This is a genomic window from Pseudomonas sp. WT-JTC (genome assembly GCF_056711565.1).
This window is the reverse complement of the sequence record NZ_CM160042.1, coordinates 3,572,014-3,590,642: the sequence shown is the minus strand read 5'-3', so window position 1 is coordinate 3,590,642 and position 18,629 is coordinate 3,572,014. Positions and strand designations below refer to the sequence as shown.

The 18,629-nt window shown below is 59.7% G+C and carries 15 protein-coding genes; 13 read left to right on the top strand and 2 right to left on the bottom strand.

The annotated features are described in order from the left end of the window. The first annotated feature begins 19 nt into the window (after positions 1 to 19). From AC06G5_RS16400 to AC06G5_RS16340, 13 genes are all read left to right on the top strand, one after another. Positions 20 to 1,666, top strand: a complete 1,647-nt coding sequence (locus AC06G5_RS16400) for a DUF1302 domain-containing protein (protein WP_480457584.1) — start codon at positions 20 to 22, stop codon at positions 1,664 to 1,666. Between the two features lie 8 nt (positions 1,667 to 1,674). Then, positions 1,675 to 4,089 carry an efflux RND transporter permease subunit gene (locus AC06G5_RS16395; RefSeq protein WP_480457581.1) on the top strand — a complete coding sequence of 805 codons (2,415 nt, stop codon included), beginning with the start codon at positions 1,675 to 1,677 and terminating at the stop codon, positions 4,087 to 4,089. 13 nt (positions 4,090 to 4,102) lie between these two features. After that, on the top strand, positions 4,103 to 5,068 hold the full coding sequence (locus AC06G5_RS16390) for a WD40/YVTN/BNR-like repeat-containing protein (protein ID WP_480457579.1): 966 nt from the start codon (positions 4,103 to 4,105) through the stop codon (positions 5,066 to 5,068). A gap of 165 nt (positions 5,069 to 5,233) precedes the next feature. Then, entirely contained in the window at positions 5,234 to 6,217 is a 984-nt protein-coding gene (locus AC06G5_RS16385) for a methyl-accepting chemotaxis protein (protein WP_480457577.1), read from the top strand. 307 nt (positions 6,218 to 6,524) lie between these two features. Beyond that, entirely contained in the window at positions 6,525 to 6,683 is a 159-nt protein-coding gene (locus AC06G5_RS16380; protein WP_480457575.1) for a hypothetical protein, read from the top strand. Continuing rightward, positions 6,683 to 7,966, top strand: a complete 1,284-nt coding sequence (locus AC06G5_RS16375) for an acyl-CoA dehydrogenase family protein (RefSeq protein WP_480457573.1) — start codon at positions 6,683 to 6,685, stop codon at positions 7,964 to 7,966. Before AC06G5_RS16380 ends, AC06G5_RS16375 begins: the two co-directional genes overlap by 1 nt. A 53-nt stretch (positions 7,967 to 8,019) precedes the next feature. Beyond that, positions 8,020 to 9,153: a saccharopine dehydrogenase family protein gene (locus AC06G5_RS16370; protein ID WP_480457571.1), complete on the top strand. Its 1,134-nt coding sequence runs from the start codon at positions 8,020 to 8,022 to the stop codon at positions 9,151 to 9,153. A 10-nt stretch (positions 9,154 to 9,163) separates the two neighbouring features. Continuing rightward, a complete protein-coding gene (locus tag AC06G5_RS16365) occupies positions 9,164 to 10,723 on the top strand; it encodes a class I adenylate-forming enzyme family protein (protein ID WP_480457569.1) in 1,560 nt (519 codons plus the stop codon). Positions 10,724 to 10,740: 17 nt separating this feature from the next. Continuing rightward, on the top strand, positions 10,741 to 11,979 hold the full coding sequence (locus AC06G5_RS16360; protein WP_480457567.1) for a thiolase family protein: 1,239 nt from the start codon (positions 10,741 to 10,743) through the stop codon (positions 11,977 to 11,979). A gap of 11 nt (positions 11,980 to 11,990) precedes the next feature. Continuing rightward, the gene (locus tag AC06G5_RS16355; RefSeq protein WP_480457565.1) at positions 11,991 to 13,355 is read left to right on the top strand and encodes an NAD(P)/FAD-dependent oxidoreductase; all 1,365 of its coding nucleotides are present in this window, start codon (positions 11,991 to 11,993) and stop codon (positions 13,353 to 13,355) included. Between the two features lie 114 nt (positions 13,356 to 13,469). Next, complete coding sequence (locus AC06G5_RS16350) at positions 13,470 to 14,948, top strand: flavin monoamine oxidase family protein (RefSeq protein ID WP_480457563.1); 1,479 nt, start codon at positions 13,470 to 13,472, stop codon at positions 14,946 to 14,948. Positions 14,949 to 14,957: 9 nt separating this feature from the next. After that, complete coding sequence (locus tag AC06G5_RS16345; protein WP_480457561.1) at positions 14,958 to 15,614, top strand: c-type cytochrome; 657 nt, start codon at positions 14,958 to 14,960, stop codon at positions 15,612 to 15,614. Positions 15,615 to 15,649: 35 nt separating this feature from the next. Next, positions 15,650 to 16,312 carry a hypothetical protein gene (locus AC06G5_RS16340; RefSeq protein WP_480457559.1) on the top strand — a complete coding sequence of 221 codons (663 nt, stop codon included), beginning with the start codon at positions 15,650 to 15,652 and terminating at the stop codon, positions 16,310 to 16,312. A gap of 147 nt (positions 16,313 to 16,459) precedes the next feature. On the opposite strand, the gene AC06G5_RS16335 is transcribed toward AC06G5_RS16340, so the two are convergent. Next, entirely contained in the window at positions 16,460 to 17,137 is a 678-nt protein-coding gene (locus tag AC06G5_RS16335; RefSeq protein ID WP_480457557.1) for a c-type cytochrome, read from the bottom strand. Next, complete coding sequence (locus AC06G5_RS16330; RefSeq protein ID WP_480457555.1) at positions 17,137 to 18,624, bottom strand: flavin monoamine oxidase family protein; 1,488 nt, start codon at positions 18,622 to 18,624, stop codon at positions 17,137 to 17,139. The genes AC06G5_RS16335 and AC06G5_RS16330 overlap by 1 nt, the downstream gene beginning before the upstream one ends. Between the last annotated feature and the right edge of the window lie 5 nt (positions 18,625 to 18,629).

The window sequence follows — 18,629 nt, the reverse complement described above, 5'->3', positions numbered from 1 at the left end:
CGATCGATCGAGAGCCATCATGAAAAAAATAATCACAAAAACATCAGGCCTTGTCATCGCGTGTGCAACCCCTTTGGCAATGGCGTTCACGTTTGAAACCGAGAACATCCACGGTTCGTTCGATTCCACCATCGCCGTGGGCATGGGCCTGCGCACCGAATCGCAATCTTGCAATCTGATCAACACCGGCGCTACCGGACACAACCCGCCCAGTGGTTGCCTGGCACAAACCTCAGGCATTGGTGATCAGGGCGACTTGAACTACGACAAGGGTGACCTGTTCACCAACTACATCAAGGGCTCCCATGAGTTGCTGCTGAAGTTACCGGAGGACTTCGCCTTCATGGCGCGTGGGAGCTGGATCCGTGACTTCGCCGCCACCGATACCACCGGCGCCCTGTCTTTCAACACACCTCCGGGCGTTGGCAGCGACGGTCTTACCAATGATGCGCGTGACGACCTCGAATTCAAGGCTCGCCTGCTCGACCTGTGGGTGAGCAAGAGCTTCGATGTCGGCGATCAGCGCGTCCGGGCTCGCTTGGGTAACCAGGTGATCAACTGGGGCGAAAGCCTGTTCGTGGTAGGTGGCATCAACAACACCAACGCTTACGATTACCAGGCCCTCGCGCGTCCTGGTGTCCAGCTCAAGGAAGCCGTGCTGCCGGCCCCGATGCTAAGCCTCGCTTCGGGTCTGGGTTCGGGCCTGAACATTGAGGCCTACTATCAGTTCGGCTGGAACAAGAGCGAGTTGCCACCCGTTGGCAGTTACTGGTCGACTACTCACGGGCTCGGTGAGGGCATGCAGTCCTACGGCTTCGACGATAAGCATGCGCGGGATAGCGGACAGTGGGGCATCTCGCTGCGTTGGCAACCGGATGACACCGATCTCAATCTCGGCCTTTACGTGATGCGCTATCACGAAAAACTCCCGTCGCTGACGGTGCAGGTGCTCGATCCGGAGACCTTCGCCCTTTCGCAAAAGTGGGTATATCCGGAAGACCGTATGCTCTATGGCATCAGCGCCAACATGCCGATTGGCGACTGGGCTGTCGGCACGGAGTTGTCCTACCGCCCCAAGGATGCGGTGCCACTCAACCCTGTTCTCGATCTCTGTGCGAACAATGGTGGCAAATGCTGGGACGACCAGAAAAAATTCCAGTGGCACCTGACCGGCCTATACAGCCTGACACCTTCCAACTCCCCCAGATTGCTTGACTTCACCGGCGCCAGCACGGGCACCCTGCTGTCTGAATTGGTGGTCGTGAAGTATCCCGATCTGCATGACAGCGTCAACGGTGAGCTGATTTCCGCGGGTTTGAACACCTGGCAGCTGGATCCATCGACGCCGCCGACGGCCAAGGGCGACAAAACCTCATCGGGCGTCAATGTGGATTTCAGTCTCACCTATGACGGGACGTTACTTCCGGGTTGGCAGGTCACGCCAGGGATCTTCTATTCGCGCTCGCTGGGCGGACGGACACCCAATCTGTCTGCAACCTTTACCGAAGGTGCCAGCAGCATGAACCTGTATCTGAACTTCGTGCGTAACCCCGCGAGTTGGCAGGTCTCTTTCAACTACGCGAAATTCATGGGGGGCGATACCCCCTACGATCAATTGTTGGGTGATCGCGACTATGTCGGTTTCGTGATTTCGCGCACTCTGTGAGGCATGTCGTGAATACTTCTGTAAAAGTGCCCGTCAAACGGGGGCGTGGCGTGCTGCCTCGCATCGAAAACTGGCTGTTTGGGCATCGCCGGCTAGTACTGGCGAGTCTGGTCATCTTCACTCTGATCATGGCCTGGTTTGCTGTTCAGTTGCGTATGGATGCCGGCTTTGAAAAGCAGCTGCCCATCGGCCATGAATATGTAGAAACGTTCGAGGCGTACCGCAATGACCTGTTGGGGGCGAATCGCCTAACCATCGTGGTCAAGGCTCGCGCAGGCAAGATCTGGAGCGAGACGGCTCTCAAGCGTCTATATGACGTCACTCAGGCAGTCATCTTTCTACCCAATGTTTCGCGTAGCAGCGTGCGTTCGTTGTGGACGCCGAACGCTTTCGTCAACGAGATAACCGAGGAGGGCTTCCGTGCAGATCCACTTGTACCGGGTACGGTAACCCCCGAACGCCTCGATGATGAAACCATTGCCAGGATCGCCGATTCGACGGCTCAGGGGGGCTTTATCGGCACGTTGGTCTCGCGGGATCAGAGCAGCGCGATGATCACCGTCGAACTCAATGAGTTTGACGCCACTGGCGCGCGCCTGGACTATGTGGCTTACAACCAGGTCCTGGAAAAACAAATTCGTCAGCAGTTCGAGGACGGTGATTTCGAAATTCAGATCATCGGCTTTGCGAAGCAGATCGGCGATATTGCCGATGGCGCGTCTGCAGTATTGGAGTTTTGCCTGCTGGCATTGCTGCTGACGGCCGCTGCGGTGTACTGGTACTGCCACTCCGTACGTTTCACTCTGCTGGCACTGGGGTGTTCATTGGCTTCGTTGGTCTGGCAGTTTGGCAGTCTAAGGCTGCTTGGCTATGGCCTCGACCCGCTTGCCGTGTTGGTGCCCTTTCTGGTGTTCGCCATCGGCGTGTCCCATGGCGTGCAGCAGATAAATTTCATCGTGCGGGAAATCGCCCATGGAAAGTGCGTTGAGGAGGCGGCGCGTTCCAGCTTCAGCGGTTTGCTGATCCCCGGCACGCTGGCACTGGTGACCGCTTTTGTTTCCTTCGTAACGTTGGTGCTGATCCCGATTCCGATGGTACGTGAGTTGGCCATCACCGCGTCGCTCGGTGTGTCCTTCAAGATCATCACCAATCTGGTGATGTTGCCGTTGGTGGCGTCGATGCTGCGGGTCGACGGTGACTACGCCGCGACCGAGGAGATCTCCCGTCAGCGCCGTGCCCGTTGGTTGCATGGACTGGCCAGGCTTGCCGAGTGGCGTAATGCCAAACGGGTGCTTTGCATTGCTTTGCTCGTCTTCCTCGCGGCGGTCTGGCAAAGCCATGACCGAGTCGTTGGTTCCCTGCAGGCAGGTGCACCGGAATTGCGTGAGGATTCTCGCTTCAACCGAGATGCAGTTGCCATCGCCAGCAGCTACGACATTGGCCTGGATTGGCTAAGCGTCGTCTTCGAGGTCAATCCAGGCAAGTCTGGTGACGGCGCTTCAGTTGCCTGCGAAGAGGTCGCCTTGGGTCAGTACCAGGATCGCTTTGTGTGGGCAATGGAAGGCGTACCCGGGGTGGTATCGGTTGCCGCATTTTCCACCAGCATGCGCCAGTTCAATGAGGGCTATAACGAGGGCAATCCGAAAATGAATGCGGTGCCCATTGATCCGGCGAACTACTCCTCGTTGGCTACCGAAGTGGCCCGCATTCCGGGAATCATGCGCTCCGATTGCAGCATGGCTGCCGTTCACCTATATCTGGCGGACCACAAGGCCGCGACTATCAACAAGGTGATCGAAGCCGCCAAGGCCTTTCGTACCGAATTCCCAATGCCCGGGGTGACGGTGCGACTGGCCTCGGGCAATGCAGGGGTGATTGCAGCCATCAATGAGGAGGTTGAAAAGAGCGAGACGCCAATGATGCTGTATGTCTATGCCGCAATCGCGCTGCTGGTGTTTGTCGTCTACCGGGATCTGCGCGCTGTGCTGGTGTGCTGTCTTCCGCTGACCATTGGCACCTTTATCGGCTACTGGTTCATGAAGGAGCTACAGATCGGCCTGACCATCGCGACGCTACCGGTGATGGTATTGGCAGTGGGTATCGGTGTTGATTACGCCTTCTACATCTATAACCGCCTGCAACTGCATCAGGCCCAGGGCCAGCCGATCGTCAAGGCTGTCGAACATGCCTTGCTCGAAGTCGGTGTGGCAACCATTTTCACCGCGATTACCCTGGCAGTGGGCGTCGCCACCTGGGCGTTCTCGGAGCTCAAGTTTCAGGCCGATATGGGCAAGCTGCTCGCGTTCATGTTCATGGTCAACATGGTCATGGCCATGACGGTGTTACCGGCTTTCGCAGTCTGGCTCGAGCGGGTGTTCCCGCGTAAGCGCGCTGTGCGCATGGTCGGCGCACTGGCGCACTGAGGAGAAAAGCAACATGCGATACATGATTTTATTCATGGGGACTTTACTCGCTGCAGTGCTGCCACTGGTCACACTTCAGGCGTCTGCATTGGAAGCTGTGCCGGCAGTCCCTTCGAGCAACGCCACGCAGGCCACCTTTCTGGATGCTGCATGGGCAAAGGGGCGTGTGGTCGCCGTTGGCGATCATGGCATGGTGTTGCTTTCCGATGATCAAGGGAAAAGCTTCCATCAGGCAAGCTCGGTACCGTTGTCCACGCCATTGACCGGTGTTTCATTCGTCGATTCCAGGCAAGGTTGGGCGGTTGGTCACTGGGGGGCGATTCTGGCCAGCAACGACGGCGGTGACTCCTGGCAGATTCAACGACTGTCCAGCAATGAGGATCGGCCACTGTTCGCTGTGCATTTTTTCAACGCCGAACAAGGTGTCGCCGTCGGCCTTTGGTCACTAGTGTTGACGACCGATGACGGCGGAAAAACCTGGGATGAGCAGAAGCTTAAAGCCCCACCGGGATCTAGCCGTGCCGATCTCAACTTGATGGGGCTTTTCGTCGACACTCGCGGCAGCGTGTATGCCGCTGCCGAACGAGGCCAGGTGTTGCGTTCCGATGACTTTGGGAAAAGCTGGAGCTATCTGGATACCGGCTATGAGGGCACGCTTTGGTCGGGAGCCGTGTTGGCCGATGGCACCCTGCTGGTCGGTGGCCAACGCGGCACACTGCTGCATGGCACCGCGGACGGACAGGTTTGGCAACGCGTGCCCCTGGAGAGCAAGAGTTCGATCACGGCCATCGCCGTGTCAGGAAAGCAGGTAGTCGTGGTCGGTCTGGATGGGCTGATGGTACGCAGCAGCGATGGAGGAGGGAGTTTCCAGGAGCAGAGGACGCCCGATGGCGTTTCGCTGACGGCTGCATTACTCAGCGGCAATGACTATCCCGTTCTGTTTTCTCGACGTGGTGTGGTGCCGGTACAAATCAAGTAAAGGCATCTCTCGAGACGTCGCTAGAACGGCGAGTTGTTGACTCTGTTCTTTGACCCCATAGCTGATTTTGATTCCTCCCTTTGAGGGGCCTCGTCGGATCCGACGTCCGGTCCCTTTTTTTTGAAATCAGCCAATCATGAATTCGACTGTTTTTAAGGAGGGCCCATGTTTTCCGGAAGAAAGCTCAAGCGTCTGGCTGAAGAGGTCAGCTCGCGAATATCGTCGCTGTTGAGTGGACAGCCAGCCCCCGATTTCCAAGGGGGGTTGATCAACAAATATCCATGGTTGGCTGACAGCTTCGATGGGCTGGAGCGGCGGCTCAACCATCAGGAGCGTAACAGTGCTAGTCAGAGATCAGATGACTCTGAAAGTGCCCTGGTCAGTGATCTGAAAAATTCTCTGCAAGCCGCTCGGGATGAAATGCACGAGCTTCAATGTGAGATCAAGGAGAGCAACCTGAAGCTGTCCGATCTGAATGAGCAGTTGGTTTCATACAGGGAGAAGGAACAGGTCTGGGAAGTGACCAAGAATGCGCTCACAGAGGTTTGCTGGGAGCTGTTTATTGTTGACGGAAATCCGGATCACCCTGAAAACCAGCTTCGCTGGTCGAAGCAGTTCCGAGAACTCGTGGGCTACTCGGAACAGGATTTCAAGGATGATTGGGAGGGGTACTTCTCAATCGTCCATCCGGATGATCTGAAGCATGTCGTGAAGGTGGTGACGGAATACCTTAATGCCGCAGACCCTTCCTCAGTCTATACGGTCGAGTACCGAATGAGGCATAAATTCAAAGGCGAGATCTGGTACCGCGAAAGGGGGCAGGGCGTGATGGATCGTAATGGCAGGCTCCGCCGCATCATCGGTGCCGTACGTGATATCTCGGACGAAAAGCTTGCGCAAACGATCCGCACGCGAGAGTTGGCTGGCATACAGGCGACTTACGAACAGATTTCGCAGGTCGTGAACGTGATCAAGAGCATCACTGACCAGACCAATATGCTTGCCCTCAATGCGGCGATCGAGGCGGCGCGAGCCGGTGATGTGGGGCGCGGATTTTCTGTAGTGGCCGATGAAGTGAAGAAGCTCGCGGGCAGAACTCGAGAAGCCACTCAGACGATTCAGGAAATGCTCTCTTCAAAGGCGCTTTAGCCACCGGAGAGGGCGTCCTTTCGGGGCGCCCTGAATGGCGGATTTATCTGCGCGCAAGTGTCCGTTGCTCCCACAACCTACATGTCAGGAACTCGCTCGAAGAGCAGGGCACTTCGTATTTTTGGCCAGTTGTCAGGTGGTGCCTACGCTACGCCTTCCATCTCCCGGTTGAACGACTGGCGAACCATTAGGGCTCGCTTTCAGGGAAAGTCTTGTGCGCGATTATTATTAACATAACAGTCGTTGCGTAAAATCAAACTCCTTGTTAAAGTCGACAAAACAACAAAAGGCCCCCAGGAGGTCGAACATGAAAGATTCCAAGGCTGATTCCTGTCCGAACGACGGCTTGGCCGTCGCCAGAGGCTTTCTGGGCGAAACGCCAAAGGCCCCATCCGCTATCGAACTCAACTGCCTGGGCGGTCGCCAGCCAATGACTTGCGGGCCGGTTCCGGCGAGGGTGCTCTGATGATTACGCTCAAATCCACTATGACGTTGCCGGCTGCCGGGTTGTCCGGTTTCGAGCCCCCCCTGAGCGAAGAAGAAGCAGCGATCCAGGCCTCGGTACACCGTTTCTCCAAGGAAGTGCTGCGGCCGCTGGGTCGTGAACTGGACCGGATGAGCGCCGAAGAAGTCATCGCTCCTGGCTCGCCCTATTACTCACTCTTCAGCGAGTTCGCCAAGCTGGGGCTGGATCCGACGCTGCTGGCGGAGCTGCCGCCGGAAATGGCGGTGCGGATCGAATCCCTGATCGGTGAAGAGCTTGGCTGGGGCGATGCAGGCCTGGCGGTTTCTCTGGGCTGTGCCGGTTTCCCGCTTCAAATGGCGGCCGCTGCCGGCAATGCTGAACTGGTGGAGCTTTGCCAGGGCCGGATCGGTTGCTGGATGGCCACCCAGCCTGATCGCGGGAGCGACAATCAACTCTTCGATATAGCGCGTGATTGGCCCGCGGGGCAGCAGGCTAACATCGGCAACCTGACCGCAAAGGTCGTCGGCGACGAGGTCATCATCAATGGACAGAGCTCGGCCTGGGTGTCCAATGGCGCAGTAGCGCAGGTCGCCTTTGGCCTGATGTGCGCCGACTACGGTGACGGCTTTTTCGATAGCAACGGACTGCCCCATGGCATCGCCGTGATCATCCCGCTGGACCTCAAGGGGGTTTCCAAGGGCAAACCACTGGACAAGATCGGGCAGCGTTCCTTGCCTCAGGGTGAGATCTATTTTGACAGTGTGCGGGTACCTCGGCGCTTTGCCATCGCCGAGCGGGATGCCTACTACGGCGCCGTCAGCTCGTCCTGGTCCTATGCCGGCACTCACATGAGCCAAGTCTTTACTGGCGTCGCTCGGGCAGCCTTCGAGTATGCGCTGCAATACTGCCATGAGCGTCGCCAGGGCGGTCGGATGTTGATTGACCACCAAATGACGCGCCTGCGTCTGGGCGAAATGCTGCGACGCGTAGAGATCGCCCGCGCCGTGGCTCGTCGTTCGCTGAGTTTTGCTCGCCTGTCTCCGCAAACCCACCCTTACGCCACTGCCTCAGCAAAGGTCACGGTGACTGAAGAGGCGTTGGCAGTTGTCGAGGAAGCCTTCCGCCTGTTCGGGGGTAACGGGACCACGCGCGAATACCCAATCGAAAAGCTATTGCGAGACACACAGGCTGCTTTGATCGAGGACGGGGAAAACCGTGTCCTGACCATGCGCCTGGGGTTGCTGGCCCAGCAGCTCTATGCCGAAGGCTGGGCCCAGGGCTGAGCCGACCAAAACACCCAACAAAAATCATCCAATAAGAAAGCGAGGAACACGAGATGGCCAAATATCCTGTCGTTGTCTATGGCGCCAGTGGTTACACCGGCATGCTGACCATGGACTGGCTGATCGACCAGAACATTCCTTTCACTGCTGTGGCGCGCAATGCCGGTCGTGCCCAGGAAATGATGGCGCAACGCGTCGTCGGCCTGGAGTCGGCAAAATATGAAATCATCGAGTGCCCACACGAGGTCGAAGCGCTTGTAAAGGTGTTCAAGGGCGCGCGCGTGGTCTGCAACACCGTCGGCCCGTTCGTCAATTTCGGCAAAGTGGCGGTCGAGGCTGCGCTCAAGGCTGGCTGTCACTACCTGGACCCTGCCGGTGAGCAGGAGCACATTCGTGCACTGCGTGATGAGTTCGGCGAGTTGTTCCGCCAGGCCGGCTTGCTGCTGTCGCCGTCGCTATCCTACATGTACACCTACGCCGAGATCGCTGCCGAGCTGGCCCTGGAAACCCCCGGTGTCGACTCCCTGGAAACCGCCACCCTGACCCGTGGCCCGCGCGTCGGTGCCGCCGGTGTGACCGTGGGTTCCACCGCCACCATCTTCGAAGGCTTCCGCCACCCGGGCGCCTACCTCTGGGAGAAAGAACTGGTTCCGTACGCGCCCAATACCAGCTTCAACGTGGTCTCGCCGGACCTCTTGGAGTCGGTGTTCTGCCTGCCCTGGGGCGGCACTTCGCTGCCAATCTACTTCCAGAACGATGGTCGCGTGCGCAGCTGCATGTCCTGTGTCGGCTTCTACGACAACCCGGTGATGAAAATGGTCCACGGGCTGGGCCAGAAGTGGGAGGCTGAATACAAGCACCTGCCGAAGGAGCAGCAGGATGAGGTGATCCAGAGTCTGGTGGATTCGACCACGCCGAGCATGCCGCCTCGTGAGCGCAGCACCCTGCAGCGCACAGTGGACTTCGCGATCGGTCGCGGTCAACTGACGGCAGTCCGTGCGACCGTGCACGGCATCACCCCCTACATCGCCACCGGCGCCCTGCAAGCCGCGGCAGTGGTCAAGCTGCTGGACAACGACACCGCCAAGGTGGGCTTCGCCTCGTCTTCGAAGGCCTTCGGTCACCGCTACATGCTCGGCTTCCTCGAGCAGCGCGGCCTGGCTCGCGCCACCATTACCCAACTGTGAAGTGACGAAGATGGCGATTATTGATTTCTTCGACCGTGGTTGGCGGATCAATCCGCATGGCGCGGCCTACATCCAGGACGGCAAGGTCACGACCTTTACCGAAGCGGGGGAACTGTCCTGCCGCATCGCCAACGCGCTCCTGGCGCAGGGGTTCGCGTCCGGAGTCAAGGGCGCGGTCTGGGCGGCCAACGATGTGACGGCCTGGCTCTGTGCGCTGGGCCTCTGGCGCGCCAATCTGTGCTGGATTCCGGTGGGCGCGCGCAACGCGCCCGAGGAAAACCGTTACGTGCTGGACGCCTTCGACTGCGAGATCCTGTTCTTTCAGCGCGAGTTTACCGAAGTGATTGCGGCCCTGCGGCCGCAGCTGCCCAAAATCCGCCGGTGGATCTGCATCGACGGCGAGGTGGAAGGTGCCGAGTCGCTTCAGCACTTCGTCGCGCAGCAGCCGGCGACCGACCCGCAGGTGGACGTTGATCCGGACGACGTAATCTGGGTTGGTCCCACGGGTGGTACGACGGGCTTGCCCAAGGGCGTCATGAACACGCATCGCAGCGTGCAAACCAGCTTTGCGCACTTCATGATCAATACCCCTTATCCGGCCAATGCCAGGCCGGTAAATCTGGCGGCGGCGCCGATGACCCACACCGCCGGCATGCTGTCCATGCCCTGCACGGCCAGGGGTGGCGCGGTGGTCGTGATCACCAAGCCGGAACCGCAACTGCTGCTCGCGGCGATCCCGCAGTACAAGGTGACGGAATTCTTCCTGCCGCCAACCGTCATCTATCGGCTGCTCGACATTCCCGATCTGAACAAGAAGGTCGACTTCTCGTCACTACGCTACTTCCTCTACGGTGCGGCGCCGATGTCGGTCGAGAAGCTGCGTCAAGCGATCGAGGTCTTCGGGCCGGTAATGATGGAAGGCTACGGGCAGACCGAAGCACCAGGCGCCATCGCGCATCTGACGCCGGGCGAGCACTTTGTAGATGGACAGGTTGCGGGTGATGAGCGGCTGTCCTCCGTCGGCCGACCCAACCCCCTGGTTCGCGTCGAGATCATGAACGACGAAAACGAGATTCTGCCGCAGGGAGAAACCGGCGAGATCTGTGTGCGCGGCGATCTCATCATGAAGGGCTATTACAAGGACCCGCAGAAGACAGCCGAAACCATCATCGATGGCTGGCTGCACACCGGCGATATCGGTCATCTCGACGCCGATGGCTATCTGCATATCACCGACCGTAAGAAGGACATGATCATTTCGGGTGGCTTCAACGTCTATCCGAGCGAGGTCGAGCAGGTGATCTGGGGGCATCCCGCTGTGCGCGACTGTGCGGTGATCGGTGTGCCGGACGAGACGTGGGGCGAGGCGGTCAAGGCGGTCATCGAGTTGAACGAGGGTCAAACCGTCGACGCGCAAGCGCTGATTGCCCTGTGCAAGGAACAGTTGGGCTCGGTGAAGGCACCCAAGACGGTGGACATAGTGCTGTCGCTCCCGCGCAGCCCGGTCGGCAAGGTGCTGAAGAAAGACCTGCGTGCCCGTTATTGGCAAGACGCTAAACGGCAAATCTGAAGTCCAGGAGTCCTCTGATGGAACCAATCTATATTGCCGGCATCGCCATGACCGAGTTCGGGCGCCATCCGGATCGCAGCCTCCAGGACATGGCCCTGGAGGCACTCAATGGTGCGCTGGCGGATGCCCGCGCCCAGCGCTCCGATATCGGTGCCGTCTTCTACGCTGGCATTACCAACGGCCAATTGCAGGGGCAACTGTCGATCCCCGGGCAGGTGGTGTGCAGCAAGATCGGCATCGAAGGGGTGCCGATCTACAACGTCGAAAACGCTTGCGCCTCGGGCAGTACCGCCGTTCATCTGGCGGTGCAGAGCCTGCGCGCCGGCGCCACCGACGTGGCGCTGGCCCTGGGCGCCGAGAAGATGGTCGTACCCGACAAGATGAAAACCCTTTCCCTGTTCGAGGCTGGCTGGGACGTCTCCACCGCCGAGGAGAACTACGCGACGCTAGTGAGGATGGGGGAGGGCATCGTCGTTCCGGCGGGCTCCGAGTCCGATCGGCCGTACAGCAAGTTCATGGCCATCTACGCTGCCATGTGCCGTTGGCACATGAAGACCTACGGCACCACCCAGCGCCAGATCGCCGCGGTGTGCGCCAAGAACCACAATCACTCGGTACACAATCCCTATTCGCAGTTTCGCAAGCCATTCACCATCGAAGAGGTGCTGGCGGCGCCGCCCATCACCTATCCGATCACCCTGCCGATGTGCGCGCCGATGACCGACGGCGCTGCAGCCGCGATTATCTGTACGGAAGCCGGCTTGAAGCGTATAGGTGCCGACCCCAAACGTTGCGTGCGGATCGCCGCCAGCGTGATTCGCAGTTTCACCCTGCGCGACCTGGCCGAACCTGAGAAGCATGTCAGTCACCTGGCCGCGCTTCAGGCCTACGAGATCGCCGGGCTAGGTCCGCAGGACATGCATGTCGCCGAGGTCCATGACGCCTCCGCGATGGGCGAGATCATTCAATCGGAAAATCTCGGCTTGGCGCCCCTGGGGCAAGGCGGGATCTGTGCCGAGCGCGGTGATTTCACCGTGGGCGGTCGGATACCGATCAATCCCTCTGGCGGCCTGGAATCCAAAGGTCACCCGCTTGGCGCAACGGGCATTGGCCAGTTGTTCGAGCTGACCACCCAACTGCGGGGCGAGGCAGGGGCTCGCCAGGTCCAGGGCGCACGCCATGCGATCCAGGAAAACGGAGGGGGACTGATCGGCATCGAGGAAGGCGCTGTGGCTGTCCATATTCTGAGTCGCTAGGAGACCCCGCCATGTCTACTCACCATCGCAACGAAAACCTCATAACCCTCACCGATCCGGGGCAGTTTCGACGCTTCGGTGGGTGGATGGATAAGCCGGACGATCTGCAACCGGAACTACAGGACGATGTCAGCGCCGACGTGATAGTGGTCGGTGCCGGCTTCGCTGGCCTGTCCACCGCACTGGAGCTGACGGCTCGCGGGGCCAAAGTCATCGTCCTCGAGCAAGAATTTGCCGGCTTTGGCGCCAGTGGTCGTAATGCGGGCTACCTTGCCGGCAGCATGGGGCTTGAGTTTGAATTGTTCGTCAGTCGAGTGGGGCGCGAGCGGGCGAAGCAGATCGTCCGTTTCTACGATGCAGGCGTCCCCTATGTGGAAAAGCGGTTGATCGAACTGGGCATCGACTGCGACTACAACCCTTCCGGGCTCATCCGCGCCGCCGTTCATCCCTCGCAGGAAAAGCGACTGCGCAAGAGCATGGAAGTTGGGCTCGATCTGGGTTCGGTCACGCGCTTCGTAGATCAGGCCGAGATGCGTACACGCGGGATTCCGCCAGCCTTCCTGTTCGGTTGCACCCAGCACGGCGGCACGCTGGATCCGGGCAAATACGTGCTGGGACTGCGCCGTGCAGCGATTCAGGCGGGCGTGAAGCTGTACGAGCAAACTCCGCTGCTGTCCTATAGCGAAGGGCGAACCATCACTTGCAAGACCTCGCACGGCAGCGCGAGTGCGCCAATCATGGTGCTGGCCACCAACGCCTTTACTCCACAACTGGGCCTGCTGCGCAATAAGGTCGCGCCGTTCCGGGTTTCTGCGATCGAAACCCGGCCGCTGTCCGCGAAGCAGTTGTCATCGCTCGGCTGGCAAGGGCGCGAAGGCATTGTGACGCCGCATATAACCATGGAGAGTCACCGACTGACAGCACGTAACACGCTGGTGCTGACCACCAAGCAGCTCAGTTACGTCTATGGCTCGAAGACACCCAACGTGCCGGACGCCAGCGCCTATCGCGCATTGGGGCGGGCGCTGCACGAGCGCTTCCCGACCCTGCGTGGCCTTGCCATCCAATCTTGCTGGAGCGGTTACGTCAGCATGGCGTACGACGCTCTGCCGGTGGTGGGCGCAACCGGGGCACAGCAAAACATCCTCTACACGGCTGGGTGTGCGGGGCACGGTGTTGCTACCCAATCGCTCATGGGGCAGCTACTCGCCGAGCGAATCGGTGGCGTCGAGAATCCGTTAATGGAGGCGTTGCACCACAAGACGCCTTCAATGCTTCCCGAGCCCCTGCAGTGGTGCGCCATGAATGTTGGCCTTGTGGCAGCCAAAGCTCTTGATGAGTGGACGAACTGGAGGGCCCTACAGCGGCGCAGCTGATCATCGTTGTTCTGATGTTTCCCATGTGACTGATCATGTTCGCTTCGCCAATGTTGCGGAGCGAAATACCTGTTGGTCAGTGATCTCAATTAACCGCTGCGTGAGGCATTAGCCATGGCCAAGAGGCCTACCTCCGATACCGGACTCGATTCAAAACGTAGACAATTTCTGAAACTCGCCGGTGCCTCCGTGGCCGTAGGCGGTTTCGGCCTGAAAGTCGGGCTGGCGCATGCCGGTGCAGCCACTGGCGAGGCGGGCGATGTTCTGGATGTCGCCATCATAGGCGCTGGACTGGCTGGATTGACTGCCGCCCGGGACCTGCAGCTGGCCGGCAGCCAGTCCTTCGTGGTCCTCGAGGCGCGGGACCGCGTGGGAGGTCGAACCCTCAATTTCGACATGGGCAACGGCCATGTTTCCGAGGTCGGTGGCCAGTGGATCGGGCCGGGCCAGACCGCTGTCGAGGATCTCGCGCGGCAGCTGGGGGTGGGAACCTTCCCGAGCTTCTACGAAGGCAGCACGGTCATTCTCGGCGGCGATGGCCGCCTTGAGGTCGATCTCAAGGGAACCTTCGGCACTGATATGACCGTCGCTGGAAAGCTCAGCGAGCTTTCGCGCGATGTGCCCTCGGGGGCGCCCTGGAATTCGCCGAAGGCAGCGGAGCTGGACAAGCTTTCGGTTGGCGATTGGCTGGCCCAGCAAAACATCAAACCCGAGGATCAGCCAGGTTGGGATGCCAGCATGACGCTGAGCGGTGGTGTAACCCCGGCCAAAATGGGACTGCTGCATTTTCTGTCCATGGTCAATTCGGCCAGTTGCGACTACGAAAAGCTCGACTCGATCAAGGACAGCGCCCAGGGTACTCGCTTTGTCGGCGGCTCGCAGATTCTCAGCACCAGAATGGCCGGGCAACTTGGGGACAAGGTGCGCTTGCAGTGCCCGGTCCGCAGGATTGCCGACTGGGATCGCGAGGTCGTCACGCTACACACGGACCAGGGGCTGGTGCGTGCGCGCAAGGTTATCGTGGCCATCCATCCTGCCCTCTGCAACCAGGTGCAGTTCGATCCGCCCCTGCCGCAAGCGCGTGCCGCTCTGCAGCGTGCCTGGCCAGCGCACTCCCCGGCGCGCAAGACGGCCATGGTGTACCCCCGACCGTTCTGGCGCGACAAGGGCCTGAATGGGCACATCATCATGCTCAACGGTCCCATTATCTGGGCCTGGGATAACTCGCCACCCAATGGGGACGTGGGCGTCATCAACGCCTTCATATCCAACGCCAATCTGCCCTCGGACCCTGCAACGGCGAAGCACATCCTGACGGAACTCTACGCGCGCGCCTGGGGAGACAAAGCGCTGCAGCCCGTGGCCTATCACGATCAGGATTGGGGGCGTGACGATCCTTGGTCGATCACCTGCATTTCGGCCATACCTCCGGGATTCTGGACCACCCACGGCGAGGCGCTGCGGCCGGCCTGCGGAAATCTGATCTGGTCCGGTACCGAGACCGCCGATATCTGGGCCGGTTACATGGATGGCGCCGTGCGCTCGGGCCACCAGAGTGTCCTGCAGGCCCTTAACGCCCTGCGTCGGGCATAGGAGGTGAATATGAAGAAGTGGATTTTGCTGGGATTTGTTACGGTCGCTGCCGGCCTGCTGACTGTTTACGGTAGGGACCTGCTCGATCTTTATCGCCTGGTGACTCACATCAGCACGTCCAGCGAGGTACGGCAGGCTGATGGTGGGCCGTGGCCACGCCTGACCGATGCATGTATCGGTTGTCATGGCGCCCAGGGCAACTCGCTGCATCAGGGTTACCCGAGTCTCGCGGGCCAGCCGGCTCCCTACCTGGCGGCTCAGTTGCGCCACTTCGCCAGCGGCGAGCGAGCCAACCCGAACATGGGCCCGCTGGCATTGAGCCTGAGTGAGGCTGACATTCAGCTTCTGTCGGAGTACTTCGCCAAGCACCCTGCTGCTGAAAACGGGTCGTTCAAGCCTGATCCCGCTCTGCAGGAGAAGGGCAAGAAGCTGGTGGCGAGCGGGGGCTGCGCCGCTTGTCATGGGGAAGGTCTGATGGGGCACGACCAATTCCCGCGGTTGGCCGGGCAGGGGCATGACTACCTGCTGGCGCAGCTGAATGCTTTTGCGCTGGGTCGCCGCAAGGATCCGTCAGGCGCGATGACCGCCATTGTCACGACGTTGTCCGCGGATGATCGCAAAGCACTTACCCATTATCTCGCGGCACTCGCTCCTGTAGCGAAGTGATGTATTGAGTTCAGTATTTAATAGAGGCTATTGCTATGGAAATCAGGGATACCTTTGCGTTGCTTTCTTGCGTTCTGTTGGTGCTTTGCGGAGTGACTTACGGGATCAAGTTTCTTAAAAAACAGAATTATCTGCTCGGTTTCGAGTGGCTAATCGTTGCCTTCTCCGGGTCGAATCTTCTGATATACCTCCTCACTGAGTGGAAGATTAACTACAGCATCTCATTCTTTCTCGATGCCTTTTCCCGCGGGTTCGGTGTACCAATTGTTGCCACTCTTGGCCTGATGGCGGTCACCCATAATTACAAACCATCGGTCTCCAAGGATGTCTTGATATTCGCGGCTTCGTTCGCTGCCACATTCGTGCTCGTCCTGGCTGACTTCGTTCGCGAGCCGCTTCCGTACTTCTATGTGATCATGTGGTCGGGCTACACGATTTATCTCACCTATTTCACCTGGCAACTGGTTTGTGCCGGAGAGAACTTGCACGCCCTGGCCACGGCGGTGGGTGCTGCGGTCGCCTTGGGCGTGGCTCTCGTCTATGACTTCTACCCGATCCCGGGAGACGACAACAAAATGGTGTTCATGACCTTCGCCTTGACCACTTGGTCTTACACCATGATCCAACTGTATTACGCCTATGGCGCGCTGGGGCGCGCGATGGAAGTTGCGTCTCGGTCGCTTGTACGAGCCCGTTAACCGATTTGCGAGCTCCATGGAGTGAGCCGCCATTTTCTGGCGGCTCGTTCGTTGACTCCCGCCTCTCTGTAGGTCCGGGGGAGTTCTGTCTCTCGAACGGAAATGTGGGGCAGATGGGCGTCCATGCCCACCTTCATGAACAACGGGCTATTTGGCTCTTGGGGTCGAAGCTGGCGTCTGGTTGGCCAGGAAGTGGGCCGTGGCCCTGATCTCCTCCTCCGAGAGTGTGCTGGTCATGGCATTCATGGCATGGTTGGGGTCCTTGCGTTGCCCCTGCTTGAAGGCGATGAGCTGGTCTATCAAGTAGTGTTCGCCCTGGCCCGCAATGCGGGGAGCGAGCGGGCCACCCGACAGGCCCTCGCCATGGCAGGCGGCGCATCCCCTGGTTGCGACTGTGGCTTGTCCACGTTGTTCCAGCGCTTCATCGCGGCTGGGGGCCTCTGTCCTTTCCGGCTGCTGATGCGCGAAATAGTCCGCCAGGGACTTGATTTGATCTGTAGTCAGATTTGCTGCGAGCGGGCTCATTTGCGGGCTGTGTCGACGCCCTTCGGCGAATGCGTGCAACTGGGCTTCGATGTACGGCGCGGGTAGACCGGCCAGAGAAGCGTACTGTGCGTCCCGGGGCTGGCCATTGGCACCGTGGCAAAGTGCGCAGGAATCCTGGATCTGTGGCCAAGCGCCGCCATTGGCCTCGTAGTTGGCATAATGCTGGTCGAGGGCGTCCATGAAGCGATAGCCCGCCACCATTTCCGGGCCATATATCGCGCTCGATACCGCCAAGGCCGCAACTGTCCCGACCGCACCAATCACAAATGCTCGCTTCATTACACGCTCCTCCGGCGTTGAACCAGCGCCTGGAGCGCTTCGAGTGCTGCCCGGTGGCCGGCACGGATAGCACCATCCATCGAGCTGGCCCAGAGATCGGCCGTTTCAGTGCCGGACCAGATCAGGCGGCCGACCGACGGTTTCAGGTATTGACCCCATTTGGTCAGAAAACCAGGGGGTATTGACGCGACGCAGGTGAGGGTCCAGGGATCGACCTTGCCCCAGTCGTGGTCGTGGAACTGGATGGGGTGCAACGCTTCATTTCCCATTGCTTGTGCATAGATGGCTGACAGGGCGCTTTGGGCGGCGTTGGCATCGTGGGGCAATTGGCCGCTTCTGACGAAGGCGCTGAGGACACCGACGCTGCCATCCGGAGGCGAATTGTCATAGGACAGGATTAGCGGTCCGTCGGCTTGCGTGATCTGGCCGTTCAGGCCCTTGTCCCGCCAGAACGGACGCTCGTAGACATGTACGGTCTTGCGCATGGGGGCATGGGACGGCCAGAGACGCTGTAACTGTGCGCGCCCGCTGGGGAGGGGGGGATCGAAGCTGATCTGATTGCACAGGGCCGGGTGCAGCGCAGCGATGACCTGCCTGGCGCGAATGACGCCCTGGTCGGTATGCAGTTCGACCACATCTCGGTCCCAGCCGACGATCTTGCGTACCGGGCAGGACAATTTGACCTTGTCACCCAGTGCCTCTGCCATCTTGATACTGAGGATCTGCGAGCCACCGACGAAGCGAGTTTCCTGGGCGCCTCCCTTGAACCCCTCAAGTTTTTCCATGCGGCAATCGGCGGAATTGATGAGGGACAGGTAGTGCAACAGCGCCAGTACTGAGGGAGGGGTTCCAGTTGTCAGGCCTATGGAGGTATCGAAGCCGAGCTTGCTCTCATTGCTGACCCCCTGCTGCGTCAGCCACTCGCCGACCGACAGTTTGTCAAGGGCAGCCGCATTCGTCGCGGTCCATGGCTCCTTGCTGGGTACTCCCCGCGCAAGTTCATTCAGCTTCTCGACTATCGACGCATTGGAGTTCTGGCCTTTAGTCAGGTCCTGTTCGAATTTGGCGTCACCCACCAGGTAGACGTTTTTGCCCTGGTACCAGGTCGGGAAGGTGTCGATCTCGAGTTCACGGGCCAGGTCGAAAATGGCCGTCTGGCCGGGGCCGATCCACTCGCCACCGGCTTCCGACACAACGCCTTTGCCCAGGTCGTGGTTGTAGGTGCGCCCACCGACACGGTCCCGGGCCTCGAGTACGACGAAGGACTCGCAGCCAGCGCGGCGCAGGTCCCGCGCCGAAGTCAGGCCGGCGAGTCCTGCCCCGATGATGGCTACGTCAAGGACGTCGTCCTGGCCAGCATGTAGCTCCTGAGCCGTGGCCCGCCCGCTCAGTGCGATCCCTCCGATCAAGGTGACGCTTCCAATCGCCTGAAGCAGCAAGCGTCGCTGGCGCGCTGGCAGCGACAATTCATCGTTATCTGAATCCATCTTCG

Excerpts from the sequence above, each read along its gene's own strand:
- AC06G5_RS16380 (WP_480457575.1), top strand. The coding sequence starts at position 6,525 with ATGAAAGATTCCAAGGCTGATTCCTGTCCGAACGACGGCTTGGCCGTC.
- AC06G5_RS16340 (WP_480457559.1), top strand. The coding sequence starts at position 15,650 with ATGGAAATCAGGGATACCTTTGCGTTGCTTTCTTGCGTTCTGTTGGTG.
- AC06G5_RS16375 (WP_480457573.1), top strand. The coding sequence starts at position 6,683 with ATGATTACGCTCAAATCCACTATGACGTTGCCGGCTGCCGGGTTGTCC.
- AC06G5_RS16345 (WP_480457561.1), top strand. The coding sequence starts at position 14,958 with ATGAAGAAGTGGATTTTGCTGGGATTTGTTACGGTCGCTGCCGGCCTG.
- AC06G5_RS16385 (WP_480457577.1), top strand. The coding sequence starts at position 5,234 with ATGTTTTCCGGAAGAAAGCTCAAGCGTCTGGCTGAAGAGGTCAGCTCG.
- AC06G5_RS16350 (WP_480457563.1), top strand. The coding sequence starts at position 13,470 with ATGGCCAAGAGGCCTACCTCCGATACCGGACTCGATTCAAAACGTAGA.
- AC06G5_RS16355 (WP_480457565.1), top strand. The coding sequence starts at position 11,991 with ATGTCTACTCACCATCGCAACGAAAACCTCATAACCCTCACCGATCCG.
- AC06G5_RS16365 (WP_480457569.1), top strand. The coding sequence starts at position 9,164 with ATGGCGATTATTGATTTCTTCGACCGTGGTTGGCGGATCAATCCGCAT.
- AC06G5_RS16360 (WP_480457567.1), top strand. The coding sequence starts at position 10,741 with ATGGAACCAATCTATATTGCCGGCATCGCCATGACCGAGTTCGGGCGC.
- AC06G5_RS16370 (WP_480457571.1), top strand. The coding sequence starts at position 8,020 with ATGGCCAAATATCCTGTCGTTGTCTATGGCGCCAGTGGTTACACCGGC.
- AC06G5_RS16390 (WP_480457579.1), top strand. The coding sequence starts at position 4,103 with ATGCGATACATGATTTTATTCATGGGGACTTTACTCGCTGCAGTGCTG.
- AC06G5_RS16335 (WP_480457557.1), bottom strand. The coding sequence starts at position 17,137 with ATGAAGCGAGCATTTGTGATTGGTGCGGTCGGGACAGTTGCGGCCTTG.
- AC06G5_RS16400 (WP_480457584.1), top strand. The coding sequence starts at position 20 with ATGAAAAAAATAATCACAAAAACATCAGGCCTTGTCATCGCGTGTGCA.
- AC06G5_RS16330 (WP_480457555.1), bottom strand. The coding sequence starts at position 18,624 with ATGGATTCAGATAACGATGAATTGTCGCTGCCAGCGCGCCAGCGACGC.